At 71.2% G+C, this 22739-nt stretch carries 26 protein-coding genes; 11 read left to right on the forward strand and 15 right to left on the reverse strand.

Annotation, left to right across the window (positions count from 1 at the left end):
* Positions 1-169: 169 nt before the first annotated feature.
* The 7 genes from ACZ6TB_RS28650 to ACZ6TB_RS28680 form a co-directional block, all read right to left on the reverse strand.
* Positions 170-982 (reverse strand): RecB family exonuclease, encoded by an 813-nt coding sequence (locus ACZ6TB_RS28650; protein WP_465559268.1) that lies wholly within the window; start codon positions 980-982, stop codon positions 170-172.
* A 96-nt stretch (positions 983-1078) separates the two neighbouring features.
* Positions 1079-1690, reverse strand: coding sequence for a MarC family protein (locus ACZ6TB_RS28655; RefSeq protein WP_465558857.1), 612 nt, complete (start codon positions 1688-1690; stop codon positions 1079-1081).
* A gap of 52 nt (positions 1691-1742) precedes the next feature.
* Positions 1743-2597, reverse strand: coding sequence for a PHP domain-containing protein (locus tag ACZ6TB_RS28660; protein WP_465558859.1), 855 nt, complete (start codon positions 2595-2597; stop codon positions 1743-1745).
* Positions 2598-2667: 70 nt separating this feature from the next.
* Complete coding sequence (locus tag ACZ6TB_RS28665; protein ID WP_465558861.1) at positions 2668-3513, reverse strand: PH domain-containing protein; 846 nt, start codon at positions 3511-3513, stop codon at positions 2668-2670.
* A gap of 9 nt (positions 3514-3522) precedes the next feature.
* Positions 3523-3681 carry a hypothetical protein gene (locus tag ACZ6TB_RS28670; RefSeq protein WP_203725175.1) on the reverse strand — a complete coding sequence of 53 codons (159 nt, stop codon included), beginning with the start codon at positions 3679-3681 and terminating at the stop codon, positions 3523-3525.
* 151 nt (positions 3682-3832) lie between these two features.
* Positions 3833-4507, reverse strand: a complete 675-nt coding sequence (locus ACZ6TB_RS28675) for a DUF6758 family protein (protein ID WP_465558863.1) — start codon at positions 4505-4507, stop codon at positions 3833-3835.
* A 69-nt stretch (positions 4508-4576) separates the two neighbouring features.
* On the reverse strand, positions 4577-5209 hold the full coding sequence (locus ACZ6TB_RS28680) for a TrmH family RNA methyltransferase (protein WP_465558864.1): 633 nt from the start codon (positions 5207-5209) through the stop codon (positions 4577-4579).
* A 449-nt stretch (positions 5210-5658) separates the two neighbouring features.
* Between ACZ6TB_RS28680 and trxA the strand changes: the two genes are divergently transcribed.
* From trxA to ACZ6TB_RS28700, 4 genes are all read left to right on the forward strand, one after another.
* A complete protein-coding gene (gene trxA, locus ACZ6TB_RS28685) occupies positions 5659-6021 on the forward strand; it encodes a thioredoxin (protein WP_465558866.1) in 363 nt (120 codons plus the stop codon).
* Between the two features lie 113 nt (positions 6022-6134).
* Positions 6135-8063 (forward strand): intein-containing Rv2578c family radical SAM protein, encoded by a 1929-nt coding sequence (locus ACZ6TB_RS28690; RefSeq protein ID WP_465558867.1) that lies wholly within the window; start codon positions 6135-6137, stop codon positions 8061-8063.
* Between the two features lie 27 nt (positions 8064-8090).
* Positions 8091-8498, forward strand: coding sequence for a CoA-binding protein (locus ACZ6TB_RS28695; RefSeq protein WP_465558868.1), 408 nt, complete (start codon positions 8091-8093; stop codon positions 8496-8498).
* A gap of 107 nt (positions 8499-8605) precedes the next feature.
* Positions 8606-9142: a DUF4190 domain-containing protein gene (locus ACZ6TB_RS28700; RefSeq protein ID WP_465558870.1), complete on the forward strand. Its 537-nt coding sequence runs from the start codon at positions 8606-8608 to the stop codon at positions 9140-9142.
* Between the two features lie 40 nt (positions 9143-9182).
* Here ACZ6TB_RS28700 and ACZ6TB_RS28705 read toward each other — a convergent pair whose 3' ends face one another.
* Positions 9183-10094: an SDR family NAD(P)-dependent oxidoreductase gene (locus ACZ6TB_RS28705; RefSeq protein ID WP_465558871.1), complete on the reverse strand. Its 912-nt coding sequence runs from the start codon at positions 10092-10094 to the stop codon at positions 9183-9185.
* Positions 10095-10201: 107 nt separating this feature from the next.
* Here ACZ6TB_RS28705 and ACZ6TB_RS28710 point away from each other — a divergent pair, with 107 nt between their 5' ends.
* Positions 10202-10591 (forward strand): DUF4190 domain-containing protein, encoded by a 390-nt coding sequence (locus tag ACZ6TB_RS28710; protein ID WP_465558873.1) that lies wholly within the window; start codon positions 10202-10204, stop codon positions 10589-10591.
* 88 nt (positions 10592-10679) lie between these two features.
* Here ACZ6TB_RS28710 and ACZ6TB_RS28715 read toward each other — a convergent pair whose 3' ends face one another.
* Positions 10680-11339, reverse strand: coding sequence for a hypothetical protein (locus ACZ6TB_RS28715; RefSeq protein ID WP_465558874.1), 660 nt, complete (start codon positions 11337-11339; stop codon positions 10680-10682).
* 294 nt (positions 11340-11633) lie between these two features.
* The gene (locus ACZ6TB_RS28720) at positions 11634-12557 is read right to left on the reverse strand and encodes a DMT family transporter (protein WP_465558876.1); all 924 of its coding nucleotides are present in this window, start codon (positions 12555-12557) and stop codon (positions 11634-11636) included.
* 136 nt (positions 12558-12693) lie between these two features.
* Between ACZ6TB_RS28720 and ACZ6TB_RS28725 the strand changes: the two genes are divergently transcribed.
* Positions 12694-13410, forward strand: coding sequence for an HAD family hydrolase (locus ACZ6TB_RS28725; protein WP_465558878.1), 717 nt, complete (start codon positions 12694-12696; stop codon positions 13408-13410).
* Positions 13411-13435: 25 nt separating this feature from the next.
* Positions 13436-13927, forward strand: coding sequence for a hypothetical protein (locus ACZ6TB_RS28730; RefSeq protein WP_465558879.1), 492 nt, complete (start codon positions 13436-13438; stop codon positions 13925-13927).
* 9 nt (positions 13928-13936) lie between these two features.
* Here the strand turns inward: ACZ6TB_RS28730 and ACZ6TB_RS28735 are convergent, their stop codons facing one another.
* Positions 13937-14797 (reverse strand): PhzF family phenazine biosynthesis protein, encoded by an 861-nt coding sequence (locus tag ACZ6TB_RS28735; protein WP_465558881.1) that lies wholly within the window; start codon positions 14795-14797, stop codon positions 13937-13939.
* A 33-nt stretch (positions 14798-14830) separates the two neighbouring features.
* Here ACZ6TB_RS28735 and ACZ6TB_RS28740 point away from each other — a divergent pair, with 33 nt between their 5' ends.
* The 3 genes from ACZ6TB_RS28740 to ACZ6TB_RS28750 are packed head-to-tail and all read left to right on the forward strand — an operon-like array spanning position 14831 to position 17808.
* The gene (locus ACZ6TB_RS28740; protein WP_465558883.1) at positions 14831-16114 is read left to right on the forward strand and encodes a magnesium transporter MgtE N-terminal domain-containing protein; all 1284 of its coding nucleotides are present in this window, start codon (positions 14831-14833) and stop codon (positions 16112-16114) included.
* A complete protein-coding gene (locus tag ACZ6TB_RS28745) occupies positions 16111-16638 on the forward strand; it encodes a DUF1003 domain-containing protein (protein WP_465558884.1) in 528 nt (175 codons plus the stop codon). Before ACZ6TB_RS28740 ends, ACZ6TB_RS28745 begins: the two co-directional genes overlap by 4 nt.
* 21 nt (positions 16639-16659) lie before the next feature.
* A complete protein-coding gene (locus tag ACZ6TB_RS28750; protein ID WP_465558886.1) occupies positions 16660-17808 on the forward strand; it encodes an Mrp/NBP35 family ATP-binding protein in 1149 nt (382 codons plus the stop codon).
* A 213-nt stretch (positions 17809-18021) separates the two neighbouring features.
* On the opposite strand, the gene ACZ6TB_RS28755 is transcribed toward ACZ6TB_RS28750, so the two are convergent.
* The 3 genes from ACZ6TB_RS28755 to ACZ6TB_RS28765 all read right to left on the reverse strand — a co-directional run bounded on the left by ACZ6TB_RS28755 (position 18022) and on the right by ACZ6TB_RS28765 (position 20493).
* Entirely contained in the window at positions 18022-18531 is a 510-nt protein-coding gene (locus tag ACZ6TB_RS28755) for a transposase (protein ID WP_465558888.1), read from the reverse strand.
* A 211-nt stretch (positions 18532-18742) separates the two neighbouring features.
* A complete protein-coding gene (locus ACZ6TB_RS28760; protein WP_465558890.1) occupies positions 18743-19156 on the reverse strand; it encodes a twin-arginine translocase TatA/TatE family subunit in 414 nt (137 codons plus the stop codon).
* A 50-nt stretch (positions 19157-19206) separates the two neighbouring features.
* Positions 19207-20493, reverse strand: a complete 1287-nt coding sequence (locus ACZ6TB_RS28765) for a S1C family serine protease (protein WP_465559271.1) — start codon at positions 20491-20493, stop codon at positions 19207-19209.
* Positions 20494-20732: 239 nt separating this feature from the next.
* On the opposite strand from ACZ6TB_RS28765, the gene ACZ6TB_RS28770 reads away from it, so the two are divergent.
* A complete protein-coding gene (locus tag ACZ6TB_RS28770) occupies positions 20733-21341 on the forward strand; it encodes an O-methyltransferase (protein ID WP_465559273.1) in 609 nt (202 codons plus the stop codon).
* On the opposite strand, the gene ACZ6TB_RS28775 is transcribed toward ACZ6TB_RS28770, so the two are convergent.
* Entirely contained in the window at positions 21331-22695 is a 1365-nt protein-coding gene (locus ACZ6TB_RS28775; RefSeq protein WP_465559276.1) for a leucyl aminopeptidase family protein, read from the reverse strand. The two genes, ACZ6TB_RS28770 and ACZ6TB_RS28775, sit on opposite strands and share 11 nt — an antisense overlap.
* Positions 22696-22739 lie beyond the last annotated feature (44 nt).

Consider the following 22739-nt stretch of genomic DNA (forward strand, 5'->3'; position numbering starts at 1 on the left):
TATCGGTAAGCAGAGCCGAGCCACCGACGCGCGCGTATCGGTAAGCAGAGCCGAGCCACCGACGCGCGCGTATCGGTAAGCAGAGCCGAGCCACCGACGCGCGCGTATCGGTAAGCAGAGCCGAGCCACCGACGCGCGCGTATCGGTAAGCAGAGCAAAGCGCGCGCGGTCAGGTGCCTGCCTGCTCCACGGCCGCCCAGGGCTCCTTGGCCGGGATCTCCCTGCCGGCCGGGCAGACCTTGCGGAAGTCGCACCAGCCGCACAGCGAGCCGGGATTGGTCGGGAACGAAGCGTCGGCGTCGGCCCCGCCCGCCACCGCCCGCTCGGCGGCCATGATGTCCTGCGCCGTCTCCTCGGCCCGCCGCACCTGCCGGGCCAGCGACTCGTCGGTGTGCTCGTGGGTCGCGACCGTGCCCGTCGGCAGGTGGTGCAGCTCGACCTGGTGGCACGGGCGCCGGAACACCCGCTGCGCCGCCCACGCGTAGAGCGCCAAGGCCTGCGAGCCGCGCGCGTCGTCGGCGTCCAGGCCCGAGCGGCCGGTCTTGTAGTCGACGATCACTGCCTCGCCGTCGCGGCCGTCGATGCGGTCGGCTCGGCCGTTGAAGGCCAGCACCGCGGTCTTGGTGGCGACGACCCGCTCCACGCCCAGCGGCTCCTCGGCCGGGTCGAGCGTCGCCACGTACGTCTCGAGCCAGCCCAGCGCCCGGCGGTAGCTCGCTCGTTCCTGGTCGACGTCGCGGTAGCCCTCGCGCACCCAGGTCGGGCGCAGCAGGCTCGGCAGCGAACCCGGCGCCCGGCGGTCGGTGGGCAACGCGTACCAATTCTTGAGCGCCGTGTGGACGCTCGCGCCGAGCGAGTTGTGCGCCCAGGGTGGGCCCTTGGGCGGCGTGGGGCGGTCGACGTAGGAATAGCGGTAGCGCCGCGGACAGTCCACGAACGTCCCCAGCTTGCTCGGCGTGCAGACGAACAACCGCTCGGGCATGCCGTCGAAGCCGAGCTGCTCGGGGACAGACTTCCCCGAAGGTACGGAGCGGGTGAAGGCCACGCCCCAATCCTGCCAGCACCCCCCGACAAAAAATCAGGCCGTGTAGAGCTTCACGAACGAGTCCACGGCATCGGCGATCAGCTGCACGGCGATGGCCGCCAGGAGCAGGCCGGCGATGCGGGTGAGCACCTCGATGCCGGCCGGGCGCAGCAGCTTGACGATCACGCCGGAGAAGCGCAGCACCAGCCAGACCGTGAGCATGACCAGCAGGATGCCGATGGCGATCACGGTGTAGTCGCTGACGCCGTCGGCCCGCCGGACGAACAGCATGGTGGCGACGATCGCGCCCGGCCCGGCCAGCAGCGGCGTGCCGATCGGCACCAGGGCGACGTTGCTGGTGCCGCCCTGTTCCTCGGGCTCGTCCGCCTTGCCGGTGAGCAGCTGCAACGCGACCAGCACGAGCAGCAGGCCGCCGGCGCCCTGGAGGGCCGGCAGCTGGACGTGCAGGTAGTCGAGCAGCGTCTGCCCGGCGACGGCGAACCCGATGATCACGCCGAGGGCCAGCAGCACCGCCTGGGTGCCGGCCTTCATCCGGGCGCGGGACGACATCGTGCCGGTGAGCGCGAGGAACACCGGGACCATGCCGGGCGGGTCCACGATCACCAGCAGGGTCACGAAGACCTCGCCGAGGAACTTGAGATTCACCCGATCAAGGTAGGGTGCGCGCCCGCGTTCACGCAGGCCGGTGCGTCGAGGGTCACCCCAGGACCGGAACTCCGGAGGCGGCGGCGACGATTTTCTCGTACGACTCGAAGGCCGTGGTGAACGCGCCGAGCTGGACGGTCTTGTGCGTACCGTGGAAGTCGGAAGATCCGGTGACCACCAGGCCGAGCTCGTCCGCCAGGGCCCGCACGTGTTCGCGCTCGCCGGGTGAATGATCCTCGTGGTCGGCCTCGAGTCCGAAGAGGCCGGCGTCGGCGAGATCGGCGATGAGCCGGTCGGGCACCACCCGGCCACGCACGGTTGCCCGCGGATGCGCAAAAACCGGCACCCCACCAGCAGCACGTACGGCTCGGACCGCCTCGAAAACATCAAGATCGGTCTTGGGTACGAAGTAGCGGGCGCCGAGCCACTGCGAGGCGAACGCGTCATTGGTCGTCCGGACCAGGCCGGCCCGGATCAGCGCCTGCGCGATGTGCGGCCGGCCGACCGAGCCGCCCGCCGCGTAATCCCGTACCTCGTCCCAGGTGATCGGCACCCCGTCCGCCCGCAGCTTCCCGACGATCTTCTCGGCCCGCTGTTCCCGGTCGATCCGCAGGGTGGCCAGGTCGCCGGCCAGGCGCGGCTCGGCCGGGTCGAAGAGGTAGGCCAGCAGGTGCAGCGCGATCGGCCACTCGGCGCCGCCGAACCAGCGGCAGGACAGCTCGGCGCCACGCACCAGCTTGAGCCCGTCGGGCCGGGCCGCGGCCGCCTCGGCCCAGCCACCGGTCGTGTCGTGATCGGTGATCGCCATGATGTCGAGACCGGCGGCCGCCCCCGCGGTGACCAGTTGCGCGGGGGTGAGGGTGCCGTCGCTGGCGGTCGAATGGCAGTGCAGGTCGATTCTGGTCACTCGAAAACGCTACCGGCCGGCTACCAGCGCCGACCGCGAGGAGCCGAGATCTCTCCGTCACACGGCGAGATCAGGCGTCGTCGCCGTCGCCGTCCTTGCCCAGCCGCGCCTCGACCGCCTGCGGCTCGTACATCTCCTCGACCACGCGCAGGTAGAGCTCGTTGGGGTTGGGCAGGTGCTTGACCTCGCGCAGCGCCTGGTCCTGGCCGGCCGACTCGAGCACGAACGTGCCGTAGCTGAGCATGCGGCCGAGCGCGGACTGCTCGTACTTCATGTCGGTCACCCGCAGGAGGGGCATCATGGCCACCCGCCGGGTGACGATGCCGTTGACCACCATCACCCGCTTGTTGGTCAGGATGAACCGGTCGAAGTACCAGTCGAAGACCCGCCAGGCGACCCAGCCGATCACGCCGAGCCAGATCAGCACCGCCACCGTGACCAGGCCGTCGACGTGCTGGCGGGTCAGGAAGCCGGCGAGATAGCCGAGGGCGAGCGTCGCGCCCGCGCCGATCAGCAGCGGGGTGGAGAGGTGGATCCAGTGCCGTTTCCACTCGCCGCGGTAGCGCTCGGTCGGGAAGAGATAGCGCGCGACCAGAGTGGTCGGTTCGTCCTCGAGGGGCAGCACCCGCCGCGGACCACCGCCACCGCCCTCGGGGCCGAGGCCGGCGAGCTCCTCTTCGGTGAAGTCGGGCCGCTCGTACTCGCCCGGGTCGGTCGCGTAGCCCGCGTCTCCGCTGTAGCCGGCGTCGGGGTTGAAACCGGCGTCCGGCGAGAAGCCGGGACCGTCCGAATAGCCGCGGGCGTAGCCGGGACCGGGATCGTAGGCCGGATCGTCGAACCCGAAGCTGTCATCGTCGTCCCGAGGGCGCCCAGCACCCTCGCCTCGAGGCTCGTGCGGCTCAGCTGGACCACCCATGTGGTGATGCTAAGCGACGAGGTTCGTGAAGAACTGGCCGAAGCCCCGGGCAATATCGGCGATCGTTCCTCCTAGGGAGGAGAACACGTCGGCCGCCGAGTTCGGGTTGAAGGCGATGAAAAAGATCAAGAACGCGATACCAAGCCAGGTGAGAACCTTCTTGATCATGGCGGGCCTTCTCCTGTGGGTGCGGGTGACGGTCAGCGCCGGCAGTACTGACGGTATCAGCTTCGTCGCTCCGTGTGAACAATGTGACCGAAAAGCCGATACCGTAACCGCAGCTCAGGGCTCCGATGTCTCGTCCGACGACACGAAACGCTCAGGCCCTTCCATGCAGGTACGGCGATGGCGCTCCGTACACGAGCTCGGGCGGCACCCCCTCGGAGAGGTCGTGCAGTACGACGTGCTCCGCGAGGAAGTAGCCCGCGCTTGCCGGCCACGCTACCGCATAGAGCCACATTCCTTTGGCCTCACTCACGTACGCGCTTCTATCCTCCGGGGACTTGACGCACCACAGTGGAGTGGGGTGTCCGGCCGCTTTGATCTTGGCATGCGGACCCGGGTGTCCACTGGGGTCGGCGAGGGCCTCGGCGATCAGATATCCCGGATCTATGCCCGGAATCCCGGCGAAACGCGTGCCGAGACCGACGCCCGGCTGCTCGGCGATCAGCACCACGTCGGCCGGGCCGCCACCCAGCGGCTCGGGTCCGCTGCACGAGACGGCACTCGCGCGTACGCCCAATCGGTCGTCACCCGCCCAGCCGACACCGGTCACCATCCAGCCCGCCGGCAGCGGCCAGGGGCACCAGAACGGCACCTTCCCGGACTGCGGAGAGCGGTGCCGGAGCATGCTGTCCACGATCTCGCCGCTGATGTGCTCGGCCACGTGGAACGGGGGAACGTCCCCACAGTTGTCGCAGCGCCAGTCACTGTGCATCAGATCCGGCTTCCGGACCTGCGCTCCGCACCTGGGGCAACTCACCGTGACACCCACGCATCTACGGTGCGGGTCCGGGAAGCACCCGTCAAGCGGATCCGCAGAACCCGGACGTATTCGGAAGATTCACTCCGGCGGGGGTCCCGCGTGCGTGCGGACCCAGGCGTGCATCGCGATGCCGCTGGCGACCCCCGCGTTGATCGATCGGGTCGAGCCGTACTGCGCGATCGAGAACAACTGACTGCACGCGGCGCGGGCCTCGGCGGAGAGGCCGGGACCCTCCTGGCCGAAGAGCAGAACGCAGCGGCGGGGCAGCGTGGTCGTCTCCATCGGCCGCGAGCCGGGCAGGTTGTCGATCCCGATCACCGGGAGCCCGTTCCCGGCCGCCCACGTCACGAAATCACCGATTGTCGGATGATGCCGGACGTGCTGGTAACGATCGGTGACCATCGCCCCACGCCGGTTCCACTTCCGCAGCCCGACGATGTGCACCTCGGCGGCGAGGAACGCGTTGGCGTTGCGCACCACGGTGCCGATGTTGAAGTCGTGCTGCCAGTTCTCGATCGCGACGTGGAAGTCGTGCCGGCGCAGGTCGAGATCGGCGACGACGGCCTCGCGGCTCCAGTACCGGTAGCGGTCGACGACGTTGCGCCGGTCGCCGTGCGCGAGCAGCTCGGGGTCGTAGTGCGGGTCGGTGGGCGGTTCCCCGGCCCACGGGCCGACGCCGACTTCGGTGGACTGGTCCTCACCGGCAATCATGGGCGGTTACGCTACCGAGCGCGGTCGGAGGCGATCCGACGGGAGACGCAATGAGCGGCGGGGCCCTCCCCGGCACCCGCCGCCCACGCTCTGTTGAAGGCCAGTCTGCCTCACCGTGCGTATCGATGTGAAGGACTTTCAGATGTGAGCCAAATCACATTTAACTTTGTTTCCTATTACCGTCGGTTGGGATATTGAGGCAGGCGAGCAGCGGTGTGACCACCCGAGGGACTCCATGTCGCGGTATCTGACCGTAAAACGGACGTCACAACTTGCAGCAGAAGTGAGAGCGCTCTCCCTACTTATCGTTACGATGGGTGTCCTGAAGTCAACAAGGAGTTCCGAAATCGTGCCGCACGACACGTGTCGTCCGCCCACGAGCGGGAATGGCACAAGGGGACGATGGGTTTGAACACGCGCAAGCCAATTTTCCCGTGGACGGAGACATCATGGCGACGGTTGCCCTGACCGCTGAGAACTTCGACGAGGTCACCGGCAAGGACGGCATCGTCCTGGTCGACTTCTGGGCCAGCTGGTGCGGCCCCTGTGTCCGCTTCGCGCCGACCTACGAGCGGTCCTCCGAGAAGCACACGACCATCACCTTCGGCAAGGTCGACACCGAGGCCGAGCAGGCGCTCGCCGCGAAGTTCGACATTCGCTCGATCCCGACGATCATGGCCGTCCGCGACGGCGTCATCGTCTTCTCGCAGCCGGGCGCCCTCCCCGAGTCGGCGCTCGAGAACCTGATCGAGCAGGTCGAGAAGCTCGACATGGACGACGTGCGCAAGCAGCTCGCCGCGCACAGCCACTGACCTTTCGCGTCACCGACCCGCGGGCCCCTCGGTCCGCGGGTCTCTTTTTCGGCCGGCACGGGATGCGCGATTCGGCTGGACAAGCCGATCGAACATGTGTTCGAATCTTCGCCATGCGATGGTCCAACCTGTCGGCTCCCCACGACGGCGACCCGCTCCTCGACAGGGCGGCGCCGGCGGCTCCACCCCTGCCGCTGGCGCTGCCCGGAGCCACGGTCCGCACGTTCGACACCCCCGGCTTCGCCGGGATGACCTTCTACGAGATCCGGGCGAAAAGCCTGATCAACCGGGTGCCCGGTCAGTCGCGCGTGCCGTTCCAGTGGACCGTCAACCCCTACCGCGGCTGCTCGCACGCGTGCTCCTACTGCCTGGCCGGCGACACCCCGATCCTGATGGCCGACGGGTCCACCCGCCCGCTCGCCGAGCTGCGCCCCGGCGACGCCATCATGGGCACCATGGGCGCCGGTCCCTGCCGCCGCTACGTGCCGACCACGGTGCTCGACCACTGGAGCACGACGAAGCCCGCGTTCCGGGTCACCCTGGCCGACGGCACCCGGCTGGTGGCGAGCGGCGACCACCGCTTCCTCACCGACCGCGGCTGGCGGCACGTGAGCCCGGCCGAGCCGCACCAGCCCGCGCTCGCGGTCGGCGACCTGATGCTCGGCGTCGGCCACTTCGCCGAGCCGCCCAAGGAGACCCCCGACTACCAGGCCGGTTTCCTCTGCGGCCTGGTCCGCGGCGACGCCTCGATGGGGGGCCGCACGTCCCGCGAGGGCGACGCCTGGATCCGCGCCGACGGCTATCTCGAAGACATGCCCCTGCACGAGGCCCTGCGCTGGCCCGAGCAGCCCACCGCGGGGTGGTACCGCGGATTCCTGGCCGGCGCGTTCGGCGCCACCGGCCGGGCCGACCGGCTCGCCATCACGTTCACCTGCGGCGACCAGCTCTTCCTGAGCCGGGTCACCGACGCGCTCACCCAGCTCGGCCTGCCCAGCCGCGCCCCGGTGCGCACCCGGCCCGGCGCCGCGGGCACCGTCGAGATCGACCGCGACCTGTGGGCGGCGCTGCGGTTCCGGCACCTCACCGGCGTCGACGGCGCGCCGCTCGACGCCTCCGGGGTCGGCGTGCGCGGCAGCCGCGAGCTCGCGGTCGCCGACATCGAAGACCTCGGGCTCACCCTCCCGCTCTTCGACATCTCGACCGGCACGAGCGACTTCATCGCCGACGGCGTGGTGAGCCACAACTGCTTTGCCCGCCACACCCACACCTATCTCGACCTCGACTCCGGCCACGACTTCGACTCCAAGATCGTCGTCAAGGTCAACGCGGGCGAGCTGATCCGGCGCGAGCTGGCCGCGCCCCGGTGGTCCGGAGCGGCGATCGCGATGGGCACCAACGTCGACGTCTACCAGCGCGCCGAGGGGCGCTACCGGCTGATGCCCGAGATCCTGGCCGCGCTGCGCGACCACGCCAACCCGTTCTCGATCCTCACCAAGGGCACGCTGATCCTGCGCGACCTCGAGCTGCTGAAGCAGGCGGCCGAGGTGACCAAGGTCGGGCTCGCGGTCTCGGTCGGCTTCGTCGACGAGACGATCTGGCGCGAGGTCGAGTCCGGCACGCCCAGCCCCCGGCGCCGGCTCGACGTGGTCCGCCGGCTGACCGACGCGGGCTTCGAGGTGGCCGTGCTGATGGCGCCGATCCTGCCCGGGCTCACCGACACCGACGAGTCGATCGAGCAGACGGTCGCCGCCATCGCCGCGGCGGGCGCGGCCGGCGTCACCCCGTTGCCGCTGCACCTTCGCCGGGGCGCCAAACAGTGGTATGCGGCGTGGCTGACCCGCACCTATCCCGAGCTCGCGCCGCGCTATCGCGAGCTCTACGGCGACCGGTCCTACCTCCCCGAGGCCTACCAGCAGGAGATCGGCGCCCGGGTGCGGATGGCCGCCCGGCGGCACGGCCTGCATCGGCCCGACCCGGTCCAGGCGCGCGACGTCGGCGGGGCGGAGGAGGCTCCGGCAGCGCGGCAGCTCACACTCCTGTGACCGGGGAGCGTGACTACAGTCGATGACATGAGGAGCGCACAGCAGATCCTGGCGGAGGCCACCGTCATCGCCGTGGTCGGGGCCTCGCGAGACCCGTTCAAGCCGTCGCACACCGTCCCGCTGCAGATGCTCCGGCACGGCTGGCGGATCATCCCCGTCAACCCGTTCGTCGACGAGGTCTTCGGCGTCAAGACGGTGCCGACCCTGGCCGACATCGGCGAGCCGGTCGACCTGGTCGACATCTTCCGCCCGGCCCACGATGCGGTCGAGGTGGTCCGGCAGGCCATCGCGATCAAGGCGCCCGCGGTGTGGCTGCAGAGCGGCATCGTGTCGGCCGAGGCGCGGCGGCTGGCCGAGGAGGCGGGCATCGACTACGTGGAGGACCGCTGCCTCGCCGTCGAGCGTGCCGTCGGGCAGCTGACCAAGCTGTCTTGAGATCGGCGAAATTCAGTCCGATTCCGGTCGCTTACCGAGATCGGGTACGCCTAACGTGTTCTCCCCTCCACCGGGGCTAGTACGGTGCCGGGAAACAAGGAGGACCAATGACGTATCCGACGTCCGGCGGAACGCCGGATCCATATCAGCCCCAGCAGCCTTACGGGCAGCAGCCGTACGACCCGACCACGCCCTACCCGGCGCCGCCCGACCCGGCGCAGCCGTCGAGCGGGCAGCCGTACGGTCAGCCCTACGGCCAGCCGTCGAGCGGGCAGCCCTACGGCGCGCCGTCCAGCGGCCAGCCGGCCTACGGGCAGCAGCAGCCGGGGTTCGGCCAGCCCCCGCAGGCGTACGGGCAGCAGCCCTACGGCGGTTATCCGCAGCCCGGCTACGCGCCGGTCGCCACCACGAACACGATGGCGATCCTCGCGCTGGTGTTCGCGTTCATCTTCGCCCCGGCCGCGATCGTGCTCGGCCACCTGTCGAAGAAGCAGATCCGGCAGACCGGCGAGCAGGGCGAGGGCCTGGCCACGGCCGGCCTCTGGCTCGGCTACATCTTCACCGGCCTCGGCGTGCTGGTCTGCGCGTTCTACGTGATCGTGATCATCTGGGCCGCGAGCAGCGGCGGCTCCAGCTCGTACTGAGCAGGCACGGGCCGGCCGGTGTCCCCGGCCGGCCCGTCACTCAGCGAAACTCGGCCTCGCGCACGCTGTTGCCGCCGTCGACGACCAGCATCTGGCCGGTGATGTACGAGGCGGCCGGCGAGCAGAGGAAGGCGATCGCCGCCGCGACCTCGTCCGGCGTCCCGGGACGGCCGATCGGCGTACCCAATCCCTGCTTGATCTCGGTGACCGTGGACGCCGCGGTGTAGATCGTCCCCGGCGCCACGCAGTTCACGTTGACCCCGTCGGCGACCAGCTCCATCGCGAGCGCCCGGGTCAGGCCGACCACGCCCGCCTTCGCCGCCGCGTAGGCCGCCTCGGTCGGCAGCGCGTTGACCGGGCCGGCCGTCGCCGCCAGGTTCACGATCCGGCCCCAGCCGCCCTCGGCCATCGCGCCCTGGAACGCCCGGCTGCACAGGAACGCCGTGCTCAGGTTGCGGTCGATCTCGGACTTCCACTCGTCGTAGGTCAGCTGGGAGACCGGACGCAGCACCTCGGGCGAGGCCCGGCTCGCCAGGCCCGCGTTGTTGACCAGCACCTCGACGTCGCCGAGCTGATCGGTGATGGCGTCGGCGAGCGCGCCCACCTCGGCCTCGTCGGTCAGGTCGGCCACGAAACCGGTGACGCCCAGCTCGGCGGCCCGTTCGTGGATGCGGCGGGTGGTGGACACGATCGCCACCCGCGCGCCCAGGTCACGCAGGCGGCGGGCGGTCGCGTACCCGATGCCGTCCGGGCTTCCGGCGCCGGTGACCAGCGCCACCTTGCCGTCGAGACGGAGAGTCACAGGTGCCTCCTCGGGTTCCGACGCCTCCACCGGCGCATCGGTCAGTTCGGGAGTCTCGGGCGCGGTGGCGCGCGGCCGGCGACCTGCCGCGGGTCGGGTGGCGTCGCGCCGGGAACGGCTTCCGCTGGCTGAGCGGGCGTCGAAGACCATGCGGCGATCCTGCCGCGTCGCATGGTCCAGGGCAAACATCGCACCCACGTGGCGTACGTGACCTGGCTGTTTAGAGTGTCCTCGCAGAACATGCCATCGGAGGCGAGATGACCTACCCGTACCAGCCGCCCCCGCCGGACGATCAACAGCAGCCCGGCCCCTACTTCCCGCCGCAATATCAACAGCCGATGTACCAGCAGCCCGTCTACCCGTACGGCCTCGCGCCGCCCCGCCAGACCGACGGCCTGGCGATCGCGTCCCTGGTCGTCTCGTGCGCCGCGGTGCTCGGCCTGTGCGCCTACGGGTTGGGCGGCATCCTCGGCCTCGTCGGCGCCGGCCTGGGCCACGCGGCCCGCCGCCGCATCGCCCGAAGCGGCGCGGAGGGCGCCGGCATGGCCTTGGCCGGCGTCATCGTCGGCTGGATAGCGGCCGGCATCGCGACGCTGGCCGTCACGGGCATCGTCATCCTGATCGTGATGGATCCCGACTTCTCCTGAGCGCCCGTACGGCGAAAGACCGCGGCCGCCGCCGGACCAGCCCCCACCGCGGGCGCGCCCGCTCACCCCGGGTGAGCAGAGCGACGGCTCAGATGCCGGGCGGCGGGGCGACCCGGCTCGTCTGGGCCGGCAGCGGGCGCACCGGGTCGGCCGAGACGATGATCAGCGGGGCGCGAGCCCCGTAGCGGGCGACCAGCGGCGGGCGGGCCTTCTGCGCGTCGAGGACACCGATCTCGACGCCGCTGCCGTCGTGGCGGGCGCCCACGCTGACGATGCCGATTCCCTCGTGGCTCCAGTACGGCAGGTCGGCCAGCACCCGGTCGTGCCAGGCGGCCAGGTCGGCGGTCGAGTGGACGGCGTCGCGGACGTCGACGCACATGTCCTCGGCGGCCTTGCGGATGAAGTCGTCGAACGGGATGGAGGGCACGCGGTAGACGATCGCCCGCACGTGCTCCTGGTCGACCTCGAGGCCGGCGAAGCTCTGCCGGAACTCGGCCCGGCCGGCCTGGTCGATGCGGTTCATCACGGCGTCCAGCTTGGGCGGCGTGACCGGAACCCGGGCGCCGCCGACGGTGACGTGCTCGGGCACGCGGGGCACGGCACAACCGGCGGTGCTCCAGCCGCCGGCCACGGCGGGCGAGTCGACGTCCTGCGGGTCGACGGGGTCGACGCATCCACCGATCATGAGAACCACCACCCCGAGCCCGAGCGCGAGCGCCGGGCCGATCCGGAATCGATCGCGGTACATCGCATTCCCCCTCTCTACCCGCCACCCCCGGACGCCGCCAAACGCGACGCCCCCGTCGGCTCAACGAGCGACACCCGGCCAAGACAGGGCAAACCGGGCGGCTTGCCAGATCGGGCAGCGGATGGAGAAGGGGCGGCCGGAAGCGACGGGCCGAGGGCGGGCAATGGCGGGCGGAGCGACGGGCCGAGGGCACGCCAACGCGGGCGCGAAATGACGGGCCGAGGGCACGCCCGCGCGGGCCCGAAGCAACGGGCCGAGGGCGGGCCGAGGCGAGCGCGAAGCGGCGGCGAGCCGTCAGTCGGTGAGAGCCGGATCGACCACGGGCCGATCGGCCCGCGTCGCGCCCAGGATCACCACCGCCACGCCGGCCAGGAGCAGCAGCAAGCCAGGCAGGGCGGCCGTGCGCGGCTGCTGCCCCAGCCACACCCACGCGAGCAGGGCGGCGCCGGGGACCTCGAGGAGGATCAGGACGCTCACCGTCGTGGCCGAGGTGTGCTGGAGCGCGTAATTGAACATCGAATGCCCCAGCAGCTGGGCGCCGCAGACCAGGGCGAGGATCGCGGCCCACGTACGCGCGTCGTAGCCGGCCAGGTCGACGCGGCCGGCCAGGCAGACGAGCAGCAGGATCGCGGCGCAGGTGCCGTAGCAGACCCAGGTGTACGTCGTCGTGCTCAGCGTGGCGCGCGCCCGTTCGCCGAGTGCGGTGTAGACGGCGGCGGCCACGGCGCCCAGCAGGGCCAGCACGTCGGCCAGCACCGCCCGGCCGGAGACGCCGACGTCCACCCCGGTGGCCCAGGCCGCCCCGGCCACCGCCAGCGCGATGCCGCACCAGCCGGCGGTCGAGGGCCGCCGCCCCTGCGCGGCCGCGATCAAGCCCTGCCAGACCGGCTGGGTCGCGACGAGCGCCGTCGCCGTCGCCACCGAGCCCAGTTGGACGCTCGGCATCCAGGTGGCGAAGTGGGCGGCCAGCGCGACACCGGCCAGGACGCAGAAGATCAGGTTGCGGCGGCCGGCGCCGGTCAGCTCGGCCCGGCGCGGCCCGAGCGTCACCGGAGTGAGCGCCACGGCGGCCAGGCCGTTCCGCCAGAACGCGATGGCCAGGGCCGGAGCGGCCGCGAACGCGATCAGCGGGGCCGACGACGAGACGGCCAGCACGGCCACGGCGAGCGCGATGACCGTCGTGATTCCCGGCCGTTGGTGCGGTGAGCGCGTATTCATCCCCGGCCGTCGCTTCTTGCAGAGTTGTCCAGCACGTTTATTGATCACTATTGAACGGAAAGTGACGTCCCGACTACAGTCGTCGCGTCAACCCCGACCCTTTTGAACCACCCGATGCCCGGGAGGCTGGTTTACCGTGTCCGCGTACCGTGCGGTGGTATTTGACTTTTTCGGCACTTTGACCCGCGCGGTCCAACGGGGACCACAGCACGCCGAGATCGCCCGCGCGCTCGGCGCGGACCCCGAAGCCGTGCGCGGCGTGCTCGACCGCACCTTCCGGGCCCGCGCCCGGGGCCGGTACGGCTCCGCCGAGGCCACCCTACGGTGGGTCATCGAGCAGGCCGGTGGCCGCCCCCGGCCGTCCGACATACGTGCCCTGGTGCCGGCGCGGATCGACGCGCTCCGGGCCGACACCCGGCTGCGGCCGGACGCGGTCAGCGCGCTCACGGCGCTCCGGCGGCGCGGTCTCGCGACCGCGGTGATCAGCGACTGCACCCACGAACTGCCGGCCTTCCTGCCGCAACTTCCGGTCGCGCCGCTGCTGGATTCCAAGATCTATTCCGTACGCCTGGGCGTGTGCAAGCCGGACGCCCGGATCTACCTGGCGGCGTGCGATGAGCTCGGGGTCGCCCCGGCCGACTGCCTCTACGTCGGCGACGGCGGCAGCAACGAGCTGACCGGGGCCGGCGCCGTGGGAATGACCCCGGTCCGGCTGGCCGCCCCCGACCTCGCCCACCACCTGGTCTTCGACGCCGACACCAACTTTGCCGGCCGTACGGTGCGGTCGCTCTCCGAGGTGGTCGGCCTGATCGACCACGAGCAGATCACGCCGACCGCCGTGGCGTCCCGCTGACCGCGGGCCGTGCGAGGATGGCCCGGTGACGTCAGCGGTCTTGGATGAGGCGCTCAAGAAGGCGGCCGTGGCCTGGGTCTCCGTCGGGGACGGTGCGGCCCTCGGCATCTGGTGCATGCCGCTCGAGGGCTCGCTGATCGCGGTGAGCGGCCCCGGCGAGCAGTACGCGCCGGGCCTGGCCGAGGCGTCCACGGCCACGGTCCGCCTGCGCGGCGACAACGGCGGCCTGATCGTGGTCAGCGAGATGGCCGTGACCCGCCTGGCCCCCGGCTCCGAGGACTGGACGACGGTCGCCCCGCAGCTGGCCCAGAAGCGCCTGAACGCCTCGGGCACGGCCGACGACGTGGTGGCCCGCTGGGCCGAGACGGGTTGCGCCGTGGTCCGCCTGACCCCGTCCGACCAGCACACGACGGCTCCCGACCTGCCGTCGGAGTCGGGCGCCGCCGCCCCGCGGGATACCCCGGCCCGCGTCGAGACCCGCCGCCCGTACCGGCTGCATCGGGTTCGTAAGAACTGACGCGACGGCTCAGCCGATGAATGGCGGGACGGTGATCTCGCCCTTCGCGATCGGCTGGACGTGGCCGCTCACGGTGGCGGCCGTCGCCACCCCGCCGGTCGCCGTCACCGTGCAGTCGAGCAGGGACGGTCGCTTCATCTCGATGCCCTGGTGGACCCGATAGGACGACTCGCCGTCGGCGGGCAGCCACCCGGCCGACACCAGCCACACGCCCAGGCCGAGGGCGGCCGAGCCGGTGGCCGGGTCCTCGGGAACGGCGGCGCCGGGGCAGAAGACGCGGGCGTGCGCCTCCGACCCCGACCACGCGAAGATCGCCAGCTCGCCGACGCCCAGTTTCTCCGCGGACGGCAGATCGATCCGTACGGCGGCCAGCGCTTCCCGCCGTACGGGCAAGAACACCCAGCTCAAGCCGCACCCAGCCAGACGCGGCGCACCAAGAAGATCGGCGGCCGACAGGCCCGCCATCGCCAGCAGCGGCGCCGGATCGAGCGGATCGCCCAGCTCGGGAGTGCCGCCGGTCAGCTTCGCCGAACCGGACTCGTGCACGTCGATCGACAGCAGACCGGCGCCGCACTCCTGCACCACCGGGCCCGCGGGAAAGAGGCCGCGGCGCATCGAGGTCACCGCCGCGCCGACGCTGGGGTGACCGGCGAACGGCAGCTCACGCTCGGGGGTGAAGATGCGCGCCCGATACGTCGCCCCGGACGTCGGCGGAAGCACGAAGACCGTCTCGGCCAGATTGAACTCGCGGGCCAGGGTATGCATCTGATCGGCCGCCAGATCGTCGGCGCCGTACACGACCGCGAGCGGATTTCCGGCGAAAGGGCGATCGGTGAACACGTCGACGATCTCGTACGCCACTCCTGACATGTCCGGACCCTAACCTAGTGTGGAGCTGTGACCATGGGGACGAGGATTTATCTGGCCCGGCTCGCCGGGCTGGGCGTGTTCGACCCCAATGGGGACCGGGTCGGCCGCGTCCGCGACGCCGTCGTGCGGCTGAGAACCACGAACCGCCCACCGCAAATCGTCGGACTGGTCGCCGAGATGGCGCTGCGCCGGCGCATCTTCCTGCCGCTCGGGCGGATCACCTCGATGGACGCCGAGGCGGTCGTGCTCGCCACCGGCACGCTCAACCTGCGCCGGTTCGAGAAACGGCCGAACGAGCTGCTCGTGGTGGAAGACCTGCTCGACCGCCGGGTCACGGTGACCCCGGAGAGCGGCGACGGCCCCGGCACCCAGGGCACGGTCGTCGACATCGGCATGGCGCTGAACCGGAACAACGAATGGCTGGTCACCCGGGTCGCCGTGCGCGAGCACAGCGGACGGCTGGGCCGGCGGGGGCACGTCTACCAGGCCGAGTACGAGCGGATCCGCAACATGTTCGGCCCGACCGACACCCAGGGCACGGCGAACCTGCTGGCCCTGCTCGAGCAGATGCGCCCGGCCGACATGGCGAACGCGCTGCAGGACCTCCCCGACACCCGGCGTAACGAGGTCGCGGCCGCACTGAGCGACCGGACGCTGGCCGACGTGCTCGAGGAGCTGCCCGAGCACGACCAGGTCGAGATCCTGATCCGGCTCGACCGGGAACGGGCCGCCGACGTGCTCGAGCGGATGGAACCGGACGACGCCGCCGACCTGCTCGCCGAGCTGCCGAAGACCGAGCAGGCCGTGCTGCTCGACCTGATGGAGCCGGAGGAGGCGGCCCCGGTCCGCCAGCTGATGAACTACCAGCAGGGCACCGCGGGCTCGGTGATGACCTCGGAGCCGGTGATCCTCACCCCGGACGCGACGGTCGCCGAGGCGCTCGCCCGGATCCGCGAGCCGGAGCTCTCCCCGGTGGTCGCGGCGCAGGTCTTCGTGGCGCGCGCCCCCACGGCCACGCCGACCGGTAAGTATCTCGGCATGGTGCATTTCCAGCGGCTGCTGCGCGAGCCACCCGCGTCCATCCTGGGCGGCATCGTCGACAGCGACTTCGAGCCGCTGCGACCGGAGGTCACGCTCACCGACGTCACCAAGCAGATGGCGACGTACGACCTGGTGGCCATGCCCGTGGTCGACAACGCACACCGGCTGCTCGGCGCGGTCACGGTCGACGACGTGCTCGACCATTCGCTGCCGCGCGACTGGCGGGACCGGGACGCGCCGTCGTCGTCTTCCGATGACCGGCAGGTCGAGCAGTGACGACCGAGCCGCGGCGCGATCGACTGGACCAGCCGGTCGAGCCCGGCCGCGTGCGCCTGCCCCGCTTCGACCCCGAGGCGTTCGGCCGCTGGTCGGAGGCGATCGCGCGGTACATGGGAACGGCTCAGTTCATCGTCTGGATGACGATCGTGATCGGGGCATGGTTCGCCTGGAACACCTTGGCACCCGCGTCACTGCGCTTCGACCCGTACACCTTCACGTTCCTGACCTTGATCTTGTCCTTGCAGGCCTCGTACGCGGCGCCACTGATCCTGCTCGCGCAGAACCGGCAGACCGACCGCGACCGCGTGGCCATGGAGGAGGATCGCCGGCGGGCCGCGATGCAGAAGGCCGACACCGAGTACCTGGCTCGCGAGATCGCCTCGCTGCGGATCGCGCTCGGCGAGGTCGCCACCCGCGACTTCCTGCGCTCCGAGCTGGCCCGGCTCGCCGATGAGCTGGACGAGGCGGCCCACCGGCGGGAGAAGCGGGCCCGCTCGGAGTGGGACGAGGACCGGTCCTGACCGGCGGGTAATCTCGAACTCATGTCCGCTCCTGCCCCCACCCTCGAGGATGCGATCCAGGCCGCGCTGGCGACCGTGGACGACCCCGAGATCCGCCGCCCGATCACCGACCTCGGCATGGTCAAGGGCTTCACCGCCGCGAACGGTCAGGTCAAGGTCGAGCTGCTGCTCACCGTGGCCGGTTGCCCGCTGCGCGACAAGCTCACCGCGGACATCACCGCCGCCCTCACCAAGATCCCAGGGATCACCACGGTGAGCATCGACTTCGGCGTGATGTCCGAGGAGCAGCGCAAGGCGCTGCAGAGCACGCTGCGCGGTGGTTCCGCCGCTGCCGAGCCGGTCATCCCGTTCGCCCAACCGGGTTCCCGCACGAGGGTGTACGCGGTGGCCAGCGGCAAGGGTGGCGTCGGCAAATCGAGCGTGACCGTCAACCTGGCGGCCGCCCTGGCCAAGCGCGGGCTCTCGGTCGGCGTGGTCGACGCTGACATCTACGGTCACTCGGTGCCCCGGATGCTCGGCGTCGAGGGCCGCCCCACCCGCGTCGAAGACATGATCATGCCGCCGCAGTCGCACGGCGTGAAGGTGATCTCGATCGGCATGTTCACGGCCGGCAACGCCGCGGTCGTCTGGCGCGGCCCGATGCTGCACCGAGCGCTGCAGCAGTTCCTGGCCGACGTCTACTGGGGCGACCTCGACGTGCTGCTGCTCGACCTGCCGCCCGGCACCGGCGACGTGGCCATCTCGCTGGCCCAGCTCTTGCCGAACGCGGAAATCCTGGTCGTGACGACCCCGCAGGCGGCCGCGGCCGAGGTCGCCGAGCGCGCCGGGGCGATCGCGTTGCAGACCCACCAGCGGCTGATCGGCGTGGTCGAGAACATGTCGTGGCTCGAGCTGCCGGACGGCTCCCGCATGGAGGTCTTCGGGTCCGGCGGCGGCCAGACGGTGGCCGACTCCCTGACCAAGACGGTGGGCGCCTCGGTGCCGCTGCTCGGCCAGGTGCCGCTGGACACCCGAGTGCGAGAGGCCGGGGATGCGGGCACGCCGGTCGTGCTGGCCGAGCCCTCGTCGCCGGCGGCGAAGGCGTTGGACGAGGTGGCGGCGCGGCTGGCCGTGCGGAGGGATTCGCTGGTCGGAAAGCCGCTGGGGCTGATGGTCAACGCCAGGAAGTAGTCGCGGTTGTTGCGCGTTGAGCCCGGGTCGCCGATTTGGCGCCCGGGCTCGTTTGTCGGCGGTTTTGCGGGTTGTATGCCGCGGGCTGTGGACCACCGTGCGGGAAATGTCGTAGCCGGGCGCTAACGTCGCCCCACCCAGTTACGGGGTGGGCGGGACGCGCGGTTACGGGGTGGGGCGGGATGAGCTTCCACCCGGGATGTGGACACCGGGTTATGCCGCAATCGGCTGGTTGACGGTAGCCGCTTGAAGCTGTCGTTCGTAGTCGGCGGCCCGCGCCGTTCGGGCAGGCTCGGTGTACAGCCACCGGTAGTAGCCGGAGGCCGAAACCGTCAGGACCCGGCACAACCGCTTCACGCCGTACTCGGCTCGATGAGCGGAGATGAACCGGAAGCGGCTGGTCACCGATCCATCTCCTTGGCGAAATACGCGGCCGCTTTCCGCAGGATCAGGTTTCTCCTGCTGCAGCTCCGCGACCTGCGCCCGCAACCTGGCGATCTCCGCATCCTTGTCCGCCGGCGATGTCGGCACCTGCTCGTCGGACTCGGGCTGCCGACGGCGTTTGTTGACCCAGTTCCGCAACGTTTCGTTCCCGACGCCGAGCTCGCGGGCGACGTCATTGACCGCCCGACCGGACGACAACACCAAATCAACCGCATCACGCCTGAACTCGGGTGTGAACTTCGGTGGACGCCCCAACGAGACACCCTTTCCTCTGGACATCAACGCCCAGTCTCAAGGTGTCCACACCACCGGGGAAGCTCAGGACGCGCGGTTACGGGGTGGGGCGGGATGCGCGGTCGACGCGACGCTTCGCGGTGGCGGCGGGGAGCGGCCAGGCGATGGCGTGCGGCCAGGCGACGGGCGCAGCGCGGGCCGGGCGATGAGGCGCGGCGCCGCCGGCCGTGGCGTGCTCCCGGGGCGGTGCCCTGCGCTACGTAGCGTCCAGGTCGAAGCTCTGCGCCGCCGGGCGCTTCTCGACCGCGCTGCTCGGGGTGGAGGCCTTCTTGATGTCGGCCGCGGCCGCTACCTCCGACAAATCCGACTTGACGCCATTCAAATCGTTCTTCACGTCGTCGAACAGGCCCTGCAGCGGCTTGCGCAGCGCCTCCTCGTCCTCCTCGCTCAGGATGTGCTTCCGGATGAAGGCCTTCGGATGCAGATCTTGCAGCTGGAGGTCGGTGCCGAGCTCCTTGTTGAGGTCGGACGTCGCGTTCTGCGCCATGGCTCGCAGGCCGCGCAGCATGCGCATGCCGTCGCCGATCACCTTGGGCAGGCGCTCACCGAAGATCAGCAGCGCGAGCAGCAGCAGCGCCCCGATCTCCCACCAGTTCAGGTTTTCGAACACGCGCCAAGACTACGCACGGGACTGCCCGAACCGCACCCCTGCTCGGGCGATCAATTGGAGTCGGCGACGAGCGTCACGGACGCGGTCTGGGTCTTGCTGCCGCGCCGGTACTCGACCGGGACCACGGCGCCGGGGGCGTACTTGCGGACCAGGGCGATCAGGTCGGTGCCGTCCTCGAGGAGGTGGTTGTCGAGCTTGGTGATCACGTCGCCGGACTTGAGGCCCGCGGCCGCGGCGGGGCCGGACGGCTCGACCGAGCGCAACCGGGCGCCGGTGACCGTCGCGGTTCCGGTCGCCACCTCGGCGCCGATCACCGTACGGCGGGCCTTGCCGTGGTCGATGATGTCGGTCGCGATGCGCTTGGCCTGGTTGATCGGGATCGCGAAGGCGAGGCCGATGTTGCCCGCCTCGGTCTCCGTGCCGCTGACCGAGCGGATCACCGAGTTGACCCCGATGACCTGGCCGGCCGCGTTGACCAGCGGGCCGCCCGAGTTGCCCTGGTTGACCGCGGCGTCGGTCTGGATGGCCGCGTAGTAGCGCGTGGTGCCGCCCGGGTCGCCGGCCTGGATGGTGCGGTCGAGCGCGCTCACGATGCCCGCGGTCACGGTGTTGACCAGGGCGAGCGGCGAGCCGAACGCGAGCACCGGGTCGCCGACCGCGATCGTATCGGAGTTGCCGAGCGCGACCGGCGTGAGATTGGACTTGGCGACCTTGATCACAGCGATGTCGGACTCCGGGTCGCGGCCGACCAGGGTCGCCTTGGCCGTGGACCCGTCGCTGAACGAGACCGACATGGTGTCGCCGCCGCCCTCGACGACGTGGTCGTTGGTGACCACGTAACCGCCGGCGGAGACCACGAAACCGGAGCCGATCGCCCCGGTCACGCGCACGGTCACGACGCTCGGCAGCACCTTCTTGGCGACGCCGGCCAGCGAGTCGGGCGGCCGGTTGACGGGCGCCGACGGGTCGGACGCCGGGGGCGAGCCGAGCTGGGTCGAGCCGCCGGTGGCGAGGCCGCCGCGGACCGCGAAGACGAAGCCGAGCGTGCCGCCGAGCCCGCCCGCGAGCAGGGCCGTGACCAGGCAGATCAGCAGTACCGGGGTGAGCGAGCGGCGCGGCGCGTCGGGGTCGGCGACCGGCTCGGGCGCCGGTCCGCCGCCCGGCGGGGGCGGCGGCAGCAGCACGTGGCTCGGCGCGTAGGGATCACGCCACGGGTCGGTCAGCGCGTCCGACCACCAGGGTGACGTGCCCCCGCTGGAGGCGGGACCGCCCTGGTACGGCATGGGCTGACCGGTGGCGGGCGGCTGAGCGGAGTGCGCGTTCCAGCCGTCGGTCACGTCGGTGCCTCCCACTCGTGGTTCCTCAGGAGCCCGGCTCCCCCTCCAGAATGACACGGATCCCGGGCCACGCCCGGCCCCGGCCCGTATATCCCATCGACGGCCCACTGCATCCCGCGAGAGCATCGCTCTACTCTCATATCCGATGTACGCCAGTTCCGCACGTGCGTCCCCCCACCGGCCCGGAGGTCGTCATCGTCCCGCCAGCACGTCCGATCGGCCCGCAGACGGCCCAGTCCTTGCAGTTCGCCGAGGCGTACGCGAGCGAGGACGTCGTGCTGCAGACCGCGCGCGGACTCGCACACGAGCTCGGCCTGGACAGCGTCACCCCGGCGGCGGGGTCGGTGCTGCGCGTGCTGGCCGCCGCCGGCAACGCCAAGGCGGTGGTCGAGATCGGCACCGGCACGGGCGTGAGCGGCACCTGGCTGTTGCGCGGCATGCGGACGGACGGGGTGCTCACCACCATCGACGTGGAGAACGAGCACCAGCGGATCGCCCGGCGGATCTTCGTGGAGGCCGGGTTCGCCCCGTCGCGTACCCGGATCATCACCGGCCGCGCGCTCGACGTGCTGCCGCGGCTCGCCGACGGGGTTTACGACCTTGTCTTCGTGGACGCCGACGCGACCGAGTTCGGGGCCTGCGCGGAGGCGGCGCTGCGGCTGTTGCGGCGGGGCGGCGTGCTGGTGGTCAACGGCGCGATGGCCGGCGGCCGGATCAGCGACCCGGCGGCCCGCGACGTGGACACGCTGACGATCCGCGAGACGGTCCGGACCGTGCGGGAGTCGGAGGAGTGGATCCCGGCGGTGATCCCGTCCGGGGCGGGCTTGCTGACCGCGGTCAAGCGCTGAGCGATTCCAAATAACGGACCAGCGTGCGTACGCCCCAACCGGTCGCGCCCTTGGTGAGCTCGAGCTCGTCCTCCTCGGCCCAGGCCGGCCCGGCGATGTCGAGGTGCGCCCACGAGTCCGCCTTGTCGCCCAGGAACTCGCGCAGGTAGAGCGCGGCGATCACGGCCCCGCCACCCGGCGTCGGCGAGCTGTGCCGGTCGGCGATGTCGCTGCGCAGATGCTCGCGGTAATCGTCGGGCAGCGGCAGGCGCCACATCTTCTCGCCGGCTCGGCGGCCGGCCTCGGTGAGTGCGGCGGCGAGCGCGGCGTCGTCGGAGAAGAGGGCGGCCGTACGGGTGCCGAGCGCGACCGTCTGCGAGCCGGTGAGCGTGGCGATGTCGATGACCACGTCGGCGTCGAGCTCGGCCGCGCAATAGCCGAGGGCGTCGGCCAGCACCAGGCGGCCCTCGGCGTCGGAGTTGGTGGACTCGCTGGTGGAGCCGTCGTAATGGGTGATCACATCGCCCGGGCGGAACGCGGCGGCGCCGATTGCGTTCTCCGCCAGCGGCAGGACGGCGGTGACGCGTACGGGCAGATCGAGGTCGGCCGCCGCCAGCGTCGCCGCGGCCGCCGCGGCCGCACCGCCCATGTCGATCTTCATGTTCTTCATGCCCGGCCGCGTCTTGATCGAGATGCCGCCGGAGTCGAACGTGATGCCCTTGCCGACCAGCGCCACGTGCCGGCTCGCCGTCGGCGGCCGCCAGGTCAGCTCGACCAGGCAGGGCGGATAGACCGAGCCGCCGCCGACCGCACGCAGGCCGCCGAACCGCTCGAGCTCGGCGCCGGCGCGGATGCGGATCTCGACGCCGGCCCGTTTCGCGGAGGCGCCGACGAGCTCCTCGGCGAGCCAGTCCGGGCTCTTCAGCGACGAGGGCGCGTTGGTCAGATCCCGGGCCAGCCAGGTGGCGCGGGCCGTCGTCTCGGCGCGGGCGAGGCTTTCCGCGTACGGGCCAATGTCCGCAGTGAATAGATCGATCCCGGCCGACCGTGGCTCCTCGCGGGCATCGCGATAGCGATAGCCGCCCAGCCAGAGGCCCTCCGCCAGGTCGCGCACGGCATCGGCCGCGATGTCGCCCAGGGTGACCAGCAACGGCTCGTCACCGCCGGTCGCCCGGCTCACCGCGGCGCCGGCCGCCCGCCAGTCGTCGTCATCGTTGCCGACACCGACCAGCAGGACCTTCGTCGGCCGCCGCAACGGGCGCGGCAGCGTACGGACCTCGCCGGGTTTGATTCCTTCCGCCAGCGCGGCTGTTTCGGCCGCCAGTTCCCCCTCGGCATGCGACAGTGGGCCCGAGGTGGCGATCGGCGTGATCATGGTCCGTTGGTCGTCGAGATGGGCGGTCAGCCGGATCGGAAACA

The sequence above is a fragment of the Actinoplanes sp. NPDC051537 genome (assembly GCF_055586105.1).